Source organism: Paenibacillus solani (assembly GCF_001277345.1).
GTDB classification, from domain to species: domain Bacteria; phylum Bacillota; class Bacilli; order Paenibacillales; family Paenibacillaceae; genus Paenibacillus_AQ; species Paenibacillus_AQ solani.
The window spans coordinates 2,071,917-2,086,593 of record NZ_LIUT01000001.1 but is presented as its reverse complement, the minus strand read 5'-3'; the positions used below and the strand labels follow the sequence as shown (position 1 = coordinate 2,086,593).

Below are 14,677 nucleotides of genomic sequence, written 5' to 3'. Positions count from 1 at the left end.
AAAAATTATCATGGCTTATATCCGCATCCCCGACATGAAAATGAGGGTTGGGTCGATAAGCATTGTTCCATACTGAGTAATACGGCGATTGGAGAAACATACGAGACTCTATTGGGTGGTTCGACCCTAACCTAAAAACTGTGCGCATTCGTATTGAGCAAAACCGCATGCTGGCTCAACGATTTTTTGCTGAATGACCGCGTACAGAAAAATGGAGACTTTCATACGAATGCGCCAATCGTCCCAATTACTCGATTGGATGAAGAACGAATGTAAACATTTGTCACTCACAGTGCCGGACTGGATGTCCACATAGGAACGAGTTCGGCTCCCAGATGGTATCCGATTTCCAAGCAAGATCCGGGTCCTAATGGAACACCGTGGAGTGAAGAATTTAAAAGAATTCGCCCCGACTTGGCTATGCCCTCCACCTTTACAACACCATCTGGAAATTCAATTCGTTCCTTCTCATCTGTCTGGATCAACCAAAAAAAAGAACAAAACGACCTTACAAATACGATTATACGAGGAGAATAGATATGAATCATTCTATCTTTACCAAAAAAGAATGTGCACATCTTTTAAATATGATCCCCGAAGATATTTATCAAGAATTTGCTGCAAATGAGGAAAAAAAAACACCCGAGGAAATAAAAAAGGAAATTGACAAACTAAAAGAAAAAACGGATACGTGGAAAGATGAATTACGTTCAGAAGAAAAAAACATTGTAAATGACTTAAATGAGCCAAATAAGATTCAAGAATTAAATGCGGACTTACAAAAAACACAAGGAAAAGTAGAAGAGTTATCCCAAGAAAAAAAACGGACTATCGAAACTCTTGATAAACTCTTGGAAAAATCACCAAAATTGGAAGAAACGACAGAGATACAAGTAGATGTAAGTGAAAAGAATGTGAACTTAAAAGAAGGTCAATCAGGATATGAAATCGGGTATCTAGCAGGTTCCCTAAAGAGTGAGGAGAGGGAGAAAGATTATTTAGCATTATCAGTTCCAGAAGGAGAGCGTGTCATTTATATTGGGACATCTGAAGATCCTAATAATATATTATTAAAAAGAGATACTTCATTCTCGATTACAAATAGTTCTAAAGTGAAAAGTAAGAAAGGAGACTGGGTTACAAAATTAACAGGTTGGTTACTTCCGAAATACACTGATAGTATAAAATGGGCAGAAAATCTAGAAACTAAAGCACACGAACAATACGAAGCTATAAGGTATTACACCGGCGAACTCGGTTACCGAAGTATAAATCATTATTTAAGAAGTAACCAAACCAAACTCCTATCAAAAGAAGAGCTAAAAAATGTACTAACAGCAGAGCTAAATCATCTAAGGTACGAACTAGAACAGAAGGGAAAATCAGAAAATGTGATAAAAGAACAGTTGACACAGCTAGAGGAGCGGTTGTCAAAGCCGGGAATAGATAACACAATACATGAAATAGATGCTGCGATGAGAAGGTTTAGCCTAAAAGAGGACATTACAGTGTATAGAAATACGGGGGAACAAGAGCTTAACAAGAAAGAAGATTTTTTACAGACTACATTGGGACTTGATTTTAGTCCTCTAGAAAACTTTAAGACTTACGAAGAGTACATTACAAAAGCAATTGAAATTGTAAAAGCCAATAAAGGTAAAACGAATACAGCACTAGGATATACAAGTACGGCTACCCAAAAAAATACTGTCTTTAATAAAAGACCGATCCGTCTAGAAATACTGGTACCAAAAGGGACTTCCGCGCCTTATATAGATTCTATTTCTCGATTTCCAAACGAAAAGGAAGTACTCTTACCAAGAGGATCAAAGTTTCAGATAACAGGTGCATCTACGGTTCAAGAACAAGGGCATAATTTATTAGTTATTAAAGCCAAATTAATAAACTCGTAATACACCGTAGTAAGCTCAACCTTTATGTACGCCTATACTGAACGAACTATACAGGTAGTTTTAGTGTGAAGAAGATGAACGATGCAACCATCGAATAAACGGGTACAAGAACTCAATGAGGCTGCAACAACCCCCTGTCGGGTGACAAGAACATGTCGCTATTAGCGGCTTTTTTTTGTTTTATAGGTACAAGTTCTTGTCCCGAGCCAAGGACAAGAACATAGTCAGTTTACCGATTAGACGGAAATCTAAAGATATGAAACCAAACTTTACTTGATACAAAGTGTTTTTATATTTAGTTACTTTAAAAAATATTTGTCTTATAATTATCGCCCTTAAGCCAGTCCCCTCATTTAAAATGAGAAATGGGTGACGGACATCACGGAGTTTAAGTTATTTGGAGAAAAGCTGTATCTATCGCCCATTTTGGACTTATTCAACGGGGAAATTATCACCTATACCGTGGGTTCACGACCAACATATTCTCTGGTATCTGAGATGCTGGATGCAGGACTGAAACGTCTGCCGGAAGAGCACCACCTTCTCCTTCATTCAGATCAAGGATGGCATTACCAAATGAAACCGTATCGCCATGCACTTAAGTCCAGAGGCATTCTCCAAAGCATGTCACGAAAAGGGAATTGTTACGATAACGCCGTCATAGAGAATTTCTTCGGCATTCTCAAGTCGGAGTTTCTATACTACAAAGAGTTTGAAAATGTGGAGCATTTCAAGGAAGAGCTGAAAAAATATATTGAATATTACAATACCAAACGGTTGAAGGCAAAAATAAAAATGAGTCCGGTACAGTACCGAACTCATTTGAAGAAAGCTGTCTGAAGAAATAACTGTGTCTAACTTTTGGGGGTCACTACAATTATGCGGCTTTTTTTATTTATGTTATCAAGGGCGGCAGACGCTCTTTGATTAATCAACGGGGCAGGATACATTAACAAAAAAATAAAACCGGCACAATTATGTGCCGATTAACCAATTGTCATATGCCAAAAAGGATGCCCCTAAAAATGCCATGGATACATGATAGTATATAAAAAAATTCAACATAAGTCTATTAATTTTTTGGTGAAAACTGTAAGTTATACATGCGACCGCGGCGCAAAACCTTGATCTATGAAGGAGACGATCTGCATGATTACCCTTAGAAAAATAACGCTGGAAAATCGACGCGCCATATTTAACTTGGAAGTATCCGAAGAACAACGGCGTTTCGTTGCGTCCAATCTGTCAAGCGTGGCTTCGTGTTATGTCCTTGCTACCAACGGAGGACATCCACTTCCGTTTGCCATTTACTCGGATGAGCAGCCGGTCGGTTTTGTTATGTTGACTTATGGAATTACCGGATACGAGATCCCGTCAATCGCACACGACAGCTACTGTATCTTACGACTGATGGTTGACAAGCATTACCAGAACCAAGGCTACGGTCGGGAAGCTATGAACAAAATCTTGGATTTTATCCGCACCTATCCGGCTGGGCCTGCACATTACTGCTGGATTTCTTATAAGGCAGATAACTTGCCCGCTAAAAAACTTTATGAAAGCTTTGGATTCCGTGACAACGGCGAAATCTTTGGAGACGAACTAATCACCGTTTTGACACTCTGATTTACACTGGAAACTCACCAACAGTTCGAAAGACGGAAGCTAGGCGGTGAAACCGATCAACCGCTGTCTTTCATTACGGCAGGCACCGTTGCGCTACGTTGTATAGAACATAATATACCTAATGGGATGTGATAAAGGATGGAAAAGATAAGACTTCGCGCTTGTGCATTAATCATTGAAAACGAGGCAATCTTACTAGTCGAATTCAAAAATGATGACGGCGTACATTACAACCTTCCAGCAGGTGGCCTTGAGCCAGGTGAAACATTGATTGAAGCTGCGCAACGGGAAGCAAAAGAAGAGACTTGTGTAGAGGTCGAAGTTGGTCCAGTTGCTTTTGTTTACGAATATCAACCAACGAAAAACAACTATATTTATGGAGATACTCACTTAGTAGGAGTTACATTTGAATGTAAGTTGAAACCAGGATCGATTCCCAAACTTCCTAAGATTCCAGACAGTCACCAGAGTGGAGTCAAGTGGATCCCTATTTCGGAGTTACATTCTATTCAACTATATCCAGAAATTAATAAGGATATTGTGGATTACTTTAGTGGTGAATATTACCGCAATTATATTGAGGAGCATGATATTCAACTGAGCAAGTCATTGCCATAATGAAAAAACATAAAGAAGAGAAGGCAGCTGATCCGAGCGATCAGTTGCCTTTTTAAGCTAACAGGAAGGGTAGCAGAATTGTAGTTTTCTAAACTTAGATAGCCCACTCATCATTTGAAAAAAATTGCCAGCTCGAAATTGATGTGATAAAATGAAAGTAAGTCATTTTGAAAAAAGTTACTTAAATCAGAATCACGAAGGAAGAGGGAACGGATTGAGCGATAATAACATAAAAATAGGTGTATCCAATAAGGAAGGTCAACTAGGTTTTTTGTTCTCAAGAGGTGGTCTGAGAGAGGGAGCGGGTAGAAAGAGTATAGGCATTACTAAGAAAGTATCATTAACCTTAACAGATGATATGTGGGAGAGACTTGAAAAAGAGTGTATAAACAACAATCAATCCCGTTCGCAGGTCATCCGCAATATGATTGAATCTTTTTATTCAAATTAATTTATTTGGAAGATAGGTGGAACCTTTGCTAATCCATATAAGAAAGGATTCTCTTATTAGCGTTCTGCAACTTGTATTAAAAGCTGTATCACATAACAACCTAATACCCGTTTTAGCAGGCATATGTATAGAGGTACATACAACCGAAATAGTGTTTACGACAAGTAACACAAGTATGACAATACAGTATAGGGTTTCCCAGGACAGTGATTTATTGATTATACATAGAACAGGTGGAATTGTTGTACCAGCACGGTATTTTATTGAAGTCATTCGCAAACTTAACGAGGGGTTAATTATATTTGAGGTTAATCAAGGTTTAATTCTCACAATTATATCTGGTAGTTCACAGATTCGATTACAAGGTATAGACCCTAATGAATTTCCGTCAATTAATAAAGAGTACCATTGTGGTGCTAAGTTTAGAATAAATAATGCTTTATTGAAGTCAACAATTAGGCAGGTGGCAATTGCAGCTTCGTCGTCCGAAGCGAGACCGGTTTTGACGGGAGTTTCGTTCGATTATAACAATGATTATCTGAGATTAGTTGCTACTGATGGAATTCGCCTTGCTTCCCGAACTATTTATACCGAAAATAATTGGAACAACAATACAAAAATTTTGATCCCGGCCCAAAATCTATATGAAATATCAAAAATGCTGAAAAATGATGATGATACAACTGAGATTGTTACGTTTGCAAGTCAAGTTAGATTTACTACGAATAAACTTACGATTGATTCTGTTCTAATTGATGGAGTCTTTCCATCAATATTGAATATAATCCCTAAATCTTATATGTCTGAAGTTTTAGTTGAATCAAACCGTTTACTGCAAGCCGTGGAATGCGTCGCAGTTTTAGCAGGTGAAAGTAAAATGAAAATAGCGACAACTATGAGTGCCTTAACACTGTTTTCTCAGACAGCCGACGTTGGGGAGATCCAAAATGAGATACCCTTAATAGAAATGGAGGGAGATGATTTTACCATTTCCGTTAACGGTAAACTTTTAGTTGATCTGCTCCGATCCATTGAAAGTAATAATGTTAGAGTAAGGTTTACTGGAAACATGGGCCCCATAATCATCATATCTGAGGATACCGATTCATCTACCATGTTTTTAATTTCACCAGTACGATCTCATAATTAATTATTGGCTTCTATGAGATCATCATAATATGTTTCCATACAGTCAAAGAACCCGTACAAATGGGACAACTTATGTTCCAGCACGTGTATTTGCTGAAGTTTTTGAGGTACAGCGTTTTGGTCCGAACAAGAACGAAATGCAACCTCTTCGATCGGTCAGCAGCGGTATTTATCCATACAGAGCCGCTCAAGTCCTGGAGAATGAGTGAGCATAGAATTAACGTGCTTAACGATAAACAGATATATAACTACACATAAATCTGGTGTGGACGTGGTTTCCCTCGAAAGGAGGTGAAGCCAGCGAAGAGAAGGAAATGATGGAGGGATACAAACTGATAAACATAATTGAAGAGCTTAAGAAAATGTCCCAGAAAAGAGGGTTTGAGAATAAAGACGATTTTCATCAGCTGTTGGAAAGGTGCAAGGATATAACGTTGTCAAATGAAGATGCTGATTTTTTAATAGAACTATATTCTAAGGCTAAAAATTTGTACATTCGCAACACTATATTGAAAGCACTTGTGTTCTGTGAAGATATTGATTTAAAGGATTTTTTCTTCAAAGCTTTTAAAAAAGAACGATATTTAGATATGAGGTTGACTGCAGTTCGGGGCTATGCAAAGTTTGCGACTGAAAAAGAAGTAGAAAAACTGATGTCTACATTCACAGAGATTCTGTTGAAGCGTCCTGAAAGCACCCCTTATAACTATCAAGAATATGAACTGCTTCGTTCTGCTTTTGGGCTTCCGTATTTAGTAAATCAATATGGATATGCTTGTTTTATTCAGGCATATGAGCAGGAAGAAAAACAATATAATGCCATGCCAGATGCTTTCAAAGGACATTTTACTTTAAATGAAAGAGGCGATATTGTGCAACTTCGCTCATTAGGAGAACGCAAGAAGATGCTTGATGAATTTAGGAGCATAGGTAAATAAAGTTTGAAAGGAAGTGACACTAATGATAAAACAACACCTGCAATTTAAAATCAATAGATTCTCAACAAATGAAGTTTTGACAGCATGGGAAGACGCGGATAAATCAAAAGATGTAATACTATTAGAATTCGCCAATTCGGATTGGTCAATAGAAGTAAACGATATCCAAAATATCTCTCATCAAATGTTTGAACACTTTCTATCTAAAATTGATGTATTTGATAATGGAGTGCAGCTTTTTTGTAAAGAGGTCTATGAAAACAGTAATTTTAAAATAGAAAATTATATCGTGTCATTGCAGTGGATTTCAGTACTCGAAAACTCTATTACAATGGGATATTGGGGAGATTATGTAAACGTAGAGTTAAGATCCAACATAGAGTGTGACAATGGCATCTGGAAGCAGAAAGACATCTATTATCAATAGCAAGATGCTTATACATACAGCATAAAACCTATGGACATCAAAAGCCGCATTAGTTGCGGTCTTTTTCTTTTGAGTAAGCTCATACATAATATTTTCTTTACTTTAGCGAGGATCGAGGCGTATAATCCGTTCAGACATCCGAGAGAGAGAGAAGAGGGGAAAAATAATGAACAATGGATTAGTCAACGCTATTATCGCGTATATCATGTGGGGAATTCTCCCGCTATATTGGAAGTTGTTTGACGCTGTCCCGGCAGGCGAAATTCTATCACATCGGGTGGTCTGGTCGTTCGTCTTCATGGGTATTCTCGTCGCCGTTCAGCGCCGCTGGGGTGAGATGAAGCGTATAGCGGCTAACCGCTCGCTTCTGCTGTCGCTCGCCGCCAGTGGACTGCTGATCGCAGCTAATTGGCTCATCTTCATCTGGGCGGTCAACAACGGCCATGTTGTCGAGACAAGTCTCGGCTATTATTTGAACCCGTTGCTGAATGTACTGCTTGCGGTGGTCTTCCTTCACGAGAAGCCAAGTCGCGGCCAATGGCTCGCGATTGCCATCGCAGGTGCCGCGGTGATCATCATCGCCATCGACTATGGACGGTTCCCTTGGATCGCGATCTCGCTGGCCGTGTCGTTTGGCTTGTACGGTCTTGCGAAGAAGAAGATCATGCAAGACGCTTCGGTAGGCTTGTTGTCGGAGACAGCAGTAGTCCTGCCCGTCGCGCTCGGCTACTGGATCTATTTAGCCGCCGTGGGAAAAACGACGGCATGGACGCTGCCTGCGCCCATGTTCGTCGAACTGCTGCTTTCCGGCGTGGTAACGGCGCTGCCACTGCTCTTCTTTGCGCGGGCGGCCGCCCGGATGACGCTGTCTACGCTCGGCTTCGTACAATACATCGGACCGACGATCATGTTATTACTGAGCGTTTTCGTGTTCAAGGAAACGGTCTCACCGGTTCTACTTGTCGGCTTCGCACTCATCTGGACAGCGCTTGTCGTATACGCTTCGTCATCGATTCGCAGCGCGAAACTCGCGAAGGCGAGCTAACGACAAAGGCTCCCCGGTACCGACATAACGGCCATTTCCGTCCGATGGGGCGGAAATGGCCGTTTTCGTTTGCGGTGTTACCTGGCATACGAGAGCACACTTAGTTTCCGTGGCAGTGAAAGCATGTCAAAGAGAAGAACTGTACGATTAATATAAAACGCTGCTGTTTACACTGGCGTATCAATTGACAGGCTCTGCGGCAAACGCAGAGGATGCGGTTCAGGTCGTTTTTGTTAAGGCCTTCGACGTACATCCATAAAATTTTATAGGAGTTGAGAAAGCATGAATTACTATAAAGGAGCAGTAATTGGATCAGATAACTTCATTTATTTTAGAAGCGAAGTCAAATTGCAGGAAAGTGATGTTCTTGTTTTAGATGATAAGAAGTACTTCATTGAGAGTGTTGATAATGGATTATTGATTCTTCAAAGGGTTGGATCAATTATATCAGTGAGTGTCTAAATAGGGATAATAATGTTATAATTATAATAATTCATCAATATAGTAGTATTTGGATATCTAATTAGAATTTTTTATCTAGGGGGTAAATAATGAACAATGATTATGAAACTCCTGAAAGAACAAGGGAAAGACTGAGACAAGAAGAATTACTAAATAATCCATTTGGTCATTTGAAAGACGGAATTTATAGGACTCAGCATGGTAGTTTAGTTAATTTAGTAAGTAGTTTAGGTTGGAAAGGCACTTTAATATTAATCATTGTTATTATTGTTGTTCTTATAGTTGCCCAATATTTTTAGTAAGAGACAAGAACATGGTCCCATTAAAAGTCGCTATTTTAGCGGCTTTTTTGTTTTGTCAATTAAATAAATATCTAACTGAAGCATCTGTACCTTCCATATTTCATCATTGGACTAACCATCCCCCAGAGATTTGTTTTCATAGGGTTAACTCTATGTAAATGAGTGCTTTCAATTTTTTACAGGTAGATAATCACTCGATAACAAAGGGCTTGTATGATGAATTTGGGTTTGCAATAGGGGAGCAAGACACTGGCGAATCCGAATTATAAATAGTGGGGGTATTTGATAGTGAAGAACAGATGGATGTTAACTGCAGTATTTGCATTAGGCGTAGGCCTGCTTGCAGGATGCGGTTCTAACGGAAACACGGCAAATAACGGAGCGGCAGGGGATAATACGACTCCTACACCTCAGCAGAATACGGCTCAAGAGACAACGCCTTCTGCAACAGAGATCAAGGAGCTTAAGGTCAGCTTCGTTCCATCCAAAGACCCTGACCAAATCATTACGGCAACAGATCCATTAAAGGATCTGCTGAAAGAGCAATTGGCTACTGAAGGCTACAATGTGGAAAAGGTTACGATCGATGTAGGTACGACTTATGAGGCGGTTGGTGAGGCGTTAACGGCAGGGACGACGGACATCGGGTTCATCCCGGGTGGAACATATGCCCTGTATGATGACGGTGCAGATGTAATTCTGACTGCTACCCGTGCGGGTCTGTCCAACGATTCCGACAATCCGAAGGATTGGAACGACAATAAACCGACGGCACCTACAGACAAGCAAGCAACTTACTACCGTTCGATTGCGATTGCTGGCCCAACGGATAAAGGTAAAGAGCTGGCAGCCAAGGTGAATGCAGGCGAACCCTTGACTTGGGAAGACCTGGACAGCGCGAACTGGGCAGTCATGTCCACTTCGTCTTCCGCGGGTTACATTTACCCGACACTGTGGCTTCAAAATAACTACAACAAGAGCATCACAGATCTGAAGCATGTGGTGACTTCGGACTCTTACGGAAGCTCATTCGCCCGTCTGGCGGCTGGTCAAGTGGATATCCTTGTTGCTTTTGCTGATGCAAGAAGAGATTATGAGGAAAAATGGACAACCGAGTTCAGCCGTTCCGCTTCGATTTGGGATGAGACGAATGTGATCGGGGTTACGCAAGGAATCTATAACGATACAATCAGCGTAAGCAAAAACTCCTCGCTGATGGATGATCAATTCAAGTCTGCATTGCAAAAGGCCTTTATCGCCATTGCTCAAACAGATAAAGGAAAAGAAGTTATCGCCGTGTACAGTCATGAAGGCTACCAAGAAGCAAAATCCTCGGATTATGATAATGAGCGCAAGGCTCAAGAGCTGATCAAGAGTCAAAAGCAGTAATCCAGGATCAAGGCGAGGAAGTTAGGGCGGAAGCTTTGGAATGAAATGAGTGCATCATGGCAACGTGATGCCCTCATTTTTTCACGTTTCTATGCAGACTAAAGGATTGGAGCTTATGTCATGATTGAATTCAAACAGGTGGATAAGAAATACGCAAATGGAACAACAGCATTGAACAATATTAATCTGTCCATCGAGCAGGGCGAATTCGTCGCCATCATCGGTCTCTCCGGTGCGGGGAAGTCTACACTGATCCGTTGTATTAATCGAATGCATGAGATTACCGGAGGCCAGCTCAATGTGGATGGCGTAGATGTAGGGAAGCTGAAGGGCAGCCAGGTTCGCCGGTTCCGCCGGAGAATCGGCATGATTTTTCAATCCTTCAATTTGGTGACAAGAACTTCTGTGATCAAGAATGTACTGGTTTCCTTTGTCCCTGATCTGCCGCTGTGGCGGAAGCTGACCGGAATCTTTGCGAAGGATCATAAGATCAAGTCACTGGAGGCATTAGATAAGGTAGGTATTCTCGATAAGGCATATGTGCGTGTGGATCAGTTGTCGGGCGGTCAGCAGCAGCGGGTAGCACTGGCACGGACGCTTGCTCAGAATCCGGATATTATTCTGGCGGATGAACCGATTGCCTCGCTTGACCCGGTGACATCCCTGATGGTCATGGATGATTTCAAACGTATTAACCAGGAGATGAACATCTCGGTGATTATGAATATCCACCATGTCGAGGTAGCACTGGAATATGCCGACCGCATTATTGGCATTCGCCAGGGCGAGGTTGTTTTTGATGGGGAGGCTTCCGGGGTCACTACGGCAGTGCTTGGCGAGATTTACGGCGGTCGTTTTGAGGAGGAAATGTCAGTCCAAGCAGAGGCCGGGATTGCTTATGTATGACAAACTATTCCCGCCTAAAAAAGTTGCTCTTCGCAGCGGCAAGATCGTCATGGAGAAACGCTCCCGCACGCCGCTGATTCTATTGCTTATCATTGTAGCAGTTGTTCTGTCCGTGGAATTTACGAATTTTAATCTAAAAGTGTTGTTTGTGCGAATAGGCAAGCTGTTCGGGATGATTGGTGAAATGTTTCCGCCGGATTGGGCGTACTTCCCTAAATTGTGGGGAGCGCTTGTAGACACCTTGCAGATGTCGCTGATCGGTTCTATGATCGGTGCGCTTCTTGCGCTGCCTATAGCGATTTTGGCTTCGTCCAATGTCATTCCAAACCGGTTTGTGACAGCCTTCTTTAAAATTGTGCTGAGTCTGCTGCGTACCTTGCCAACGCTGGTCACAGCCTTGATTGCTACCTTTATCTTTGGGCTCGGGCCAACCGCGGGCGTAGTAGCGATTCTGCTGTTCACACTGTCTTATGTAGGCAAGCTGCTGTATGAGCAGATTGAAAATGTGGATATGGGTCCGTTTGAAGCGATGGAATCCATCGGTATGACAAGAATTCAGGCATTCCGCTATGCCTTGTTTCCACAGGTGCTGCCAAGCTATTTGTCCAATTCGCTGTTCTGCTTTGAGGGAAATGTACGTTATGCGGCGATCCTGGGATACGTGGGGGCAGGCGGAGTCGGCCTGTTAATTAAAGAAGATTTAGGCTGGCGTGATTATCAGAACGTAGGAATGATCATTCTGGCTCTGGTGATCACCGTTTATCTGATTGAGACAGTTAGTGAGCATTTCCGTAAAAAACTGATTTGATGAAAGAGAGGAGGTTCGTGAGTGACGACGATTGAGAAGCAACTTCAGGCCCATCCTCGTAATATGCGGTATGTGCTGACGCTTTCGGTAATTATTATTGCACTGTTTATCTGGTCGCTTGCTGCTGTTAATCTGAAGGATATCCATCAGAGCGGTCTCAACATCGCTCAGAATATTATTACAGGAATTATGAATCCCGACTTGAACTTACTATTGAGCGTCTCAAAACAGAGTGTACTGTATTTGCTGCTTGAGACGGTGGCTATTGCATTTCTGGGAACCATTGTAGGGGCGATCTTATCCGTTCCGCTTGCCTTTCTGGCAGCTTCGAATATCGTACCCAAGCCGGTGGCTTGGCTCATCCGCCTGCTGCTGATCTTTATCCGAACGATTCCGGCCCTCGTGTATGGCTTGATGTTCATACGCGTCTCCGGTCCTGGACCGTTCTCAGGCGTGATGACGATAGGGATTACGTCGGTTGGAATGCTGTCCAAGCTGTATGTGGACGCGATTGAGGAACTCGATACCAAGGTGCTCGAATCCATGACCTCCATTGGCTGCACGACCTTTGAAAAGGTACGTTACGGCATTTTGCCGCAATTGATGTCGTTGTTCCTCTCCGTAACCATTTACCGGTTCGATATGAATATGCGTGAAGCGTCCATTCTGGGCTTGGTTGGCGCGGGAGGGATCGGTGCGCCGCTGATTTTTGCCATGAACGGGTATAAGTGGAATCAGGTCGGGGCGATTCTGATCGGATTGGTCTTTCTGATTCTGATCATCGAGTGGATATCCAACAAGCTTCGGACTAAGCTGGTAAAAGGGTAAGAAGGGGACAGGCTGCTGGTGCTGCCTAGTTGCCTAGCAACTAAATCGGCATTTTCCCATAAAGTAATCGGCAGCCAACTTTAACTGAAAAGGGCGACGTCAGAGAATGTGTCTCTGACGCCGCCTTTTTCGTTGTGGATTTAGAGGGAAGAGGCTGACTAATGAGCTTAGTAAACAACTTCCCAATTATGATTGCAAGTCGCCTGGATCACGCCCACCCGGGAAATGTAATCTGCAAGAATCTCGGTCATATCGGTCGGAATTTCACGAATTATAGGCGCGTCCTTCAGCATGTCGAAGTTACCGCCACCTCCAGCACGATAGCTGTTCATGACGACATCGAAGCTTTGATCCGGACTCACAGGGGCTCCGTGGCGCTCCAATCTGACTACCCGGTGTCCGACGGGCTTAGAGATGTCGAGCGTATATTCGATGCCTTCCCACATATCGTAATTGAAATGCTGCGGTTTTGGCTCCAGGTATGACGGTGCAATGCATAGTCCATCACCGGTCTCATTCACCTCAAAGTACTCAGCAGTCTGCTCCAACATGGCTCGGATGTTGCTGCCCCTCATGCGGACAACTTTTAACGTATTAGGGTATATGTAGTTGGACACCACATCCCGCATCGTAATGAATTCTCCGAAACCTCTGGCTTCATTGGTAAAGATGGCGGCCAGTGAGATCTCCGCCCCAGTCACCTCCATCTGAATCCGATTTATCATTTCCGTAAAGGCATGATCTGCCTGACGAGCTGTGAACGGATCGGGAATCGAGAGATCTCCTTCGGTGCGGCCTATGGGTTGATCGAGCCAATGCTGCGTTTGCCGTTCATCCTCAGCAAATAGAGCCAGAAAATCCTCATCCGCCTGATCCGCTTCATCTACAAGAAGCAAAGAGGAAGATTTGCCCGATAGCCGCCACCCCTCTTCTGGAATCGCCTGAAATTCAAGCTCTACCTTTGCGACCGCTTGTCCGGCACTGCCAGGCTGCGTAATGGCTACCCCGTTAATCACCCCGTTTAACAGGCGGTGTTGATGGCCGGTGAGCAGTACGTCGACACCCGCGATCGTCTCACATATAGCATAGCCTTGATTTTCACCGGTTAAGGGTTCGGTTGCTTCACCAGTCATGGGATCGCGTTCGAAGCCCCCGTGATAGCTCAAGATCACCGCATCCGGCTGTTCAGTGCAGCGAATCTTGTCTACCCAGTACTTAGCAGCATCATGCGCATCAATAAAGGACAAGCCTTCGATGTGATTCAGCTCCTCCCAATTCGGAATAAAGTGGGTGGTAAGTCCGAGCAGGGCGATGCGAATGCCTTGGGGAAGCTCAAAGATCCGATATGGCTTGCCGAATGCCGGCTTACCGTCAGTCTTGGTTACAATGTTCGCAGATAGCCAAGGACAATCGGAATCGCTGATCGCCTGTCGAAGCAGCTCCTGTCCGTAATTGAACTCGTGATTCCCAAGCACGGCTGCATCATATCCAAGTGCATTCAGCGCTCTGGCTGCAGGATGCAGACCGTGGCGGTTGAACTTGGCATAGTGATACATCAGCGGCGTTCCTTGAAGCAAGTCTCCGTTATCAATCAGGATTAGACTTGTGCTCCGACTTCTCTCCCTCTGAATCAGACGTGACAGCTTGGCAAGGCCAAGCGGCTTGTCACCAGGGCCACGGTAGTCGGTCGGATACAGGTGACCGTGAATATCGCTTGTATGCAGAATCGTCAGACTTATAGAATTCATAGATGCCATTAATGACTGCCTCCTTATGCCGATCAGAAAAGTGCAGAACTTGCATGGAATACAGCTA

The 14,677-nt window shown here is 43.0% G+C and carries 15 protein-coding genes and 2 pseudogenes; 16 read left to right on the top strand and 1 reads right to left on the bottom strand.

Going from position 1 to position 14,677, the window contains the following annotated elements; all coding sequences use genetic code 11:
* The first annotated feature begins 539 nt into the window (after nt 1-539).
* The 16 genes and pseudogenes from AM231_RS09365 to phnE (AM231_RS09290) all read left to right on the top strand — a co-directional run bounded on the left by AM231_RS09365 (nt 540) and on the right by phnE (AM231_RS09290) (nt 12,862).
* Nucleotides 540-1,913, top strand: coding sequence for an ADP-ribosyltransferase (locus AM231_RS09365; RefSeq protein WP_054402382.1), 1,374 nt, complete (start codon nt 540-542; stop codon nt 1,911-1,913).
* Between the two features lie 357 nt (nt 1,914-2,270).
* A pseudogene (locus tag AM231_RS09360) lies at nt 2,271-2,753 on the top strand (IS3 family transposase); the annotation flags it as partial.
* Between the two features lie 309 nt (nt 2,754-3,062).
* The gene (locus AM231_RS09355) at nt 3,063-3,539 is read left to right on the top strand and encodes a GNAT family N-acetyltransferase (RefSeq protein WP_054402381.1); all 477 of its coding nucleotides are present in this window, start codon (nt 3,063-3,065) and stop codon (nt 3,537-3,539) included.
* Nucleotides 3,540-3,677: 138 nt separating this feature from the next.
* Nucleotides 3,678-4,157: an NUDIX domain-containing protein gene (locus AM231_RS09350; RefSeq protein WP_054402380.1), complete on the top strand. Its 480-nt coding sequence runs from the start codon at nt 3,678-3,680 to the stop codon at nt 4,155-4,157.
* A gap of 151 nt (nt 4,158-4,308) precedes the next feature.
* Nucleotides 4,309-4,608, top strand: a complete 300-nt coding sequence (locus tag AM231_RS09345; protein ID WP_082341581.1) for a ribbon-helix-helix protein, CopG family — start codon at nt 4,309-4,311, stop codon at nt 4,606-4,608.
* Between the two features lie 16 nt (nt 4,609-4,624).
* The gene (gene dnaN / locus AM231_RS09340; RefSeq protein ID WP_082341580.1) at nt 4,625-5,758 is read left to right on the top strand and encodes a DNA polymerase III subunit beta; all 1,134 of its coding nucleotides are present in this window, start codon (nt 4,625-4,627) and stop codon (nt 5,756-5,758) included.
* 262 nt (nt 5,759-6,020) lie between these two features.
* Nucleotides 6,021-6,695 carry a hypothetical protein gene (locus AM231_RS09330; protein WP_242615100.1) on the top strand — a complete coding sequence of 225 codons (675 nt, stop codon included), beginning with the start codon at nt 6,021-6,023 and terminating at the stop codon, nt 6,693-6,695.
* 22 nt (nt 6,696-6,717) lie between these two features.
* A complete protein-coding gene (locus AM231_RS09325) occupies nt 6,718-7,122 on the top strand; it encodes a hypothetical protein (RefSeq protein WP_054402377.1) in 405 nt (134 codons plus the stop codon).
* 166 nt (nt 7,123-7,288) lie between these two features.
* Nucleotides 7,289-8,167 carry an EamA family transporter RarD gene (rarD, locus tag AM231_RS09320; RefSeq protein ID WP_054402376.1) on the top strand — a complete coding sequence of 293 codons (879 nt, stop codon included), beginning with the start codon at nt 7,289-7,291 and terminating at the stop codon, nt 8,165-8,167.
* Nucleotides 8,168-8,327: 160 nt separating this feature from the next.
* A pseudogene (locus tag AM231_RS29890) lies at nt 8,328-8,417 on the top strand (sigma factor); the annotation flags it as partial.
* 32 nt (nt 8,418-8,449) lie between these two features.
* Nucleotides 8,450-8,629 (top strand): hypothetical protein, encoded by a 180-nt coding sequence (locus tag AM231_RS09315; RefSeq protein ID WP_054402375.1) that lies wholly within the window; start codon nt 8,450-8,452, stop codon nt 8,627-8,629.
* 89 nt (nt 8,630-8,718) lie between these two features.
* A complete protein-coding gene (locus tag AM231_RS09310; RefSeq protein ID WP_054402374.1) occupies nt 8,719-8,928 on the top strand; it encodes a DUF6366 family protein in 210 nt (69 codons plus the stop codon).
* 291 nt (nt 8,929-9,219) lie between these two features.
* Nucleotides 9,220-10,320, top strand: a complete 1,101-nt coding sequence (locus tag AM231_RS09305; protein WP_423212908.1) for a phosphate/phosphite/phosphonate ABC transporter substrate-binding protein — start codon at nt 9,220-9,222, stop codon at nt 10,318-10,320.
* A gap of 120 nt (nt 10,321-10,440) precedes the next feature.
* Complete coding sequence (phnC, locus tag AM231_RS09300) at nt 10,441-11,226, top strand: phosphonate ABC transporter ATP-binding protein (RefSeq protein ID WP_054402373.1); 786 nt, start codon at nt 10,441-10,443, stop codon at nt 11,224-11,226.
* Nucleotides 11,219-12,034 (top strand): phosphonate ABC transporter, permease protein PhnE, encoded by an 816-nt coding sequence (phnE, locus tag AM231_RS09295; protein ID WP_053493374.1) that lies wholly within the window; start codon nt 11,219-11,221, stop codon nt 12,032-12,034. Before phnC ends, phnE (AM231_RS09295) begins: the two co-directional genes overlap by 8 nt.
* A 21-nt stretch (nt 12,035-12,055) precedes the next feature.
* Nucleotides 12,056-12,862 carry a phosphonate ABC transporter, permease protein PhnE gene (phnE, locus tag AM231_RS09290; RefSeq protein WP_054402372.1) on the top strand — a complete coding sequence of 269 codons (807 nt, stop codon included), beginning with the start codon at nt 12,056-12,058 and terminating at the stop codon, nt 12,860-12,862.
* A gap of 167 nt (nt 12,863-13,029) precedes the next feature.
* Here phnE (AM231_RS09290) and AM231_RS09285 read toward each other — a convergent pair whose 3' ends face one another.
* On the bottom strand, nt 13,030-14,619 hold the full coding sequence (locus tag AM231_RS09285) for a bifunctional metallophosphatase/5'-nucleotidase (protein WP_054402371.1): 1,590 nt from the start codon (nt 14,617-14,619) through the stop codon (nt 13,030-13,032).
* Nucleotides 14,620-14,677: the final 58 nt, after the last annotated feature.

Bases quoted from the DNA above. Each gene is read 5' to 3' on its own strand.
- AM231_RS09365 (WP_054402382.1), top strand. From the start codon at position 540: ATGAATCATTCTATCTTTACCAAAAAAGAATGTGCACATCTTTTAAAT.
- AM231_RS09355 (WP_054402381.1), top strand. From the start codon at position 3,063: ATGATTACCCTTAGAAAAATAACGCTGGAAAATCGACGCGCCATATTT.
- AM231_RS09350 (WP_054402380.1), top strand. From the start codon at position 3,678: ATGGAAAAGATAAGACTTCGCGCTTGTGCATTAATCATTGAAAACGAG.
- AM231_RS09345 (WP_082341581.1), top strand. From the start codon at position 4,309: ATGAAAGTAAGTCATTTTGAAAAAAGTTACTTAAATCAGAATCACGAA.
- AM231_RS09325 (WP_054402377.1), top strand. From the start codon at position 6,718: ATGATAAAACAACACCTGCAATTTAAAATCAATAGATTCTCAACAAAT.
- rarD (WP_054402376.1), top strand. From the start codon at position 7,289: ATGAACAATGGATTAGTCAACGCTATTATCGCGTATATCATGTGGGGA.
- AM231_RS09315 (WP_054402375.1), top strand. From the start codon at position 8,450: ATGAATTACTATAAAGGAGCAGTAATTGGATCAGATAACTTCATTTAT.
- AM231_RS09310 (WP_054402374.1), top strand. From the start codon at position 8,719: ATGAACAATGATTATGAAACTCCTGAAAGAACAAGGGAAAGACTGAGA.
- phnC (WP_054402373.1), top strand. From the start codon at position 10,441: ATGATTGAATTCAAACAGGTGGATAAGAAATACGCAAATGGAACAACA.
- phnE (WP_053493374.1), top strand. From the start codon at position 11,219: ATGTATGACAAACTATTCCCGCCTAAAAAAGTTGCTCTTCGCAGCGGC.
- AM231_RS09285 (WP_054402371.1), bottom strand. From the start codon at position 14,619: ATGGCATCTATGAATTCTATAAGTCTGACGATTCTGCATACAAGCGAT.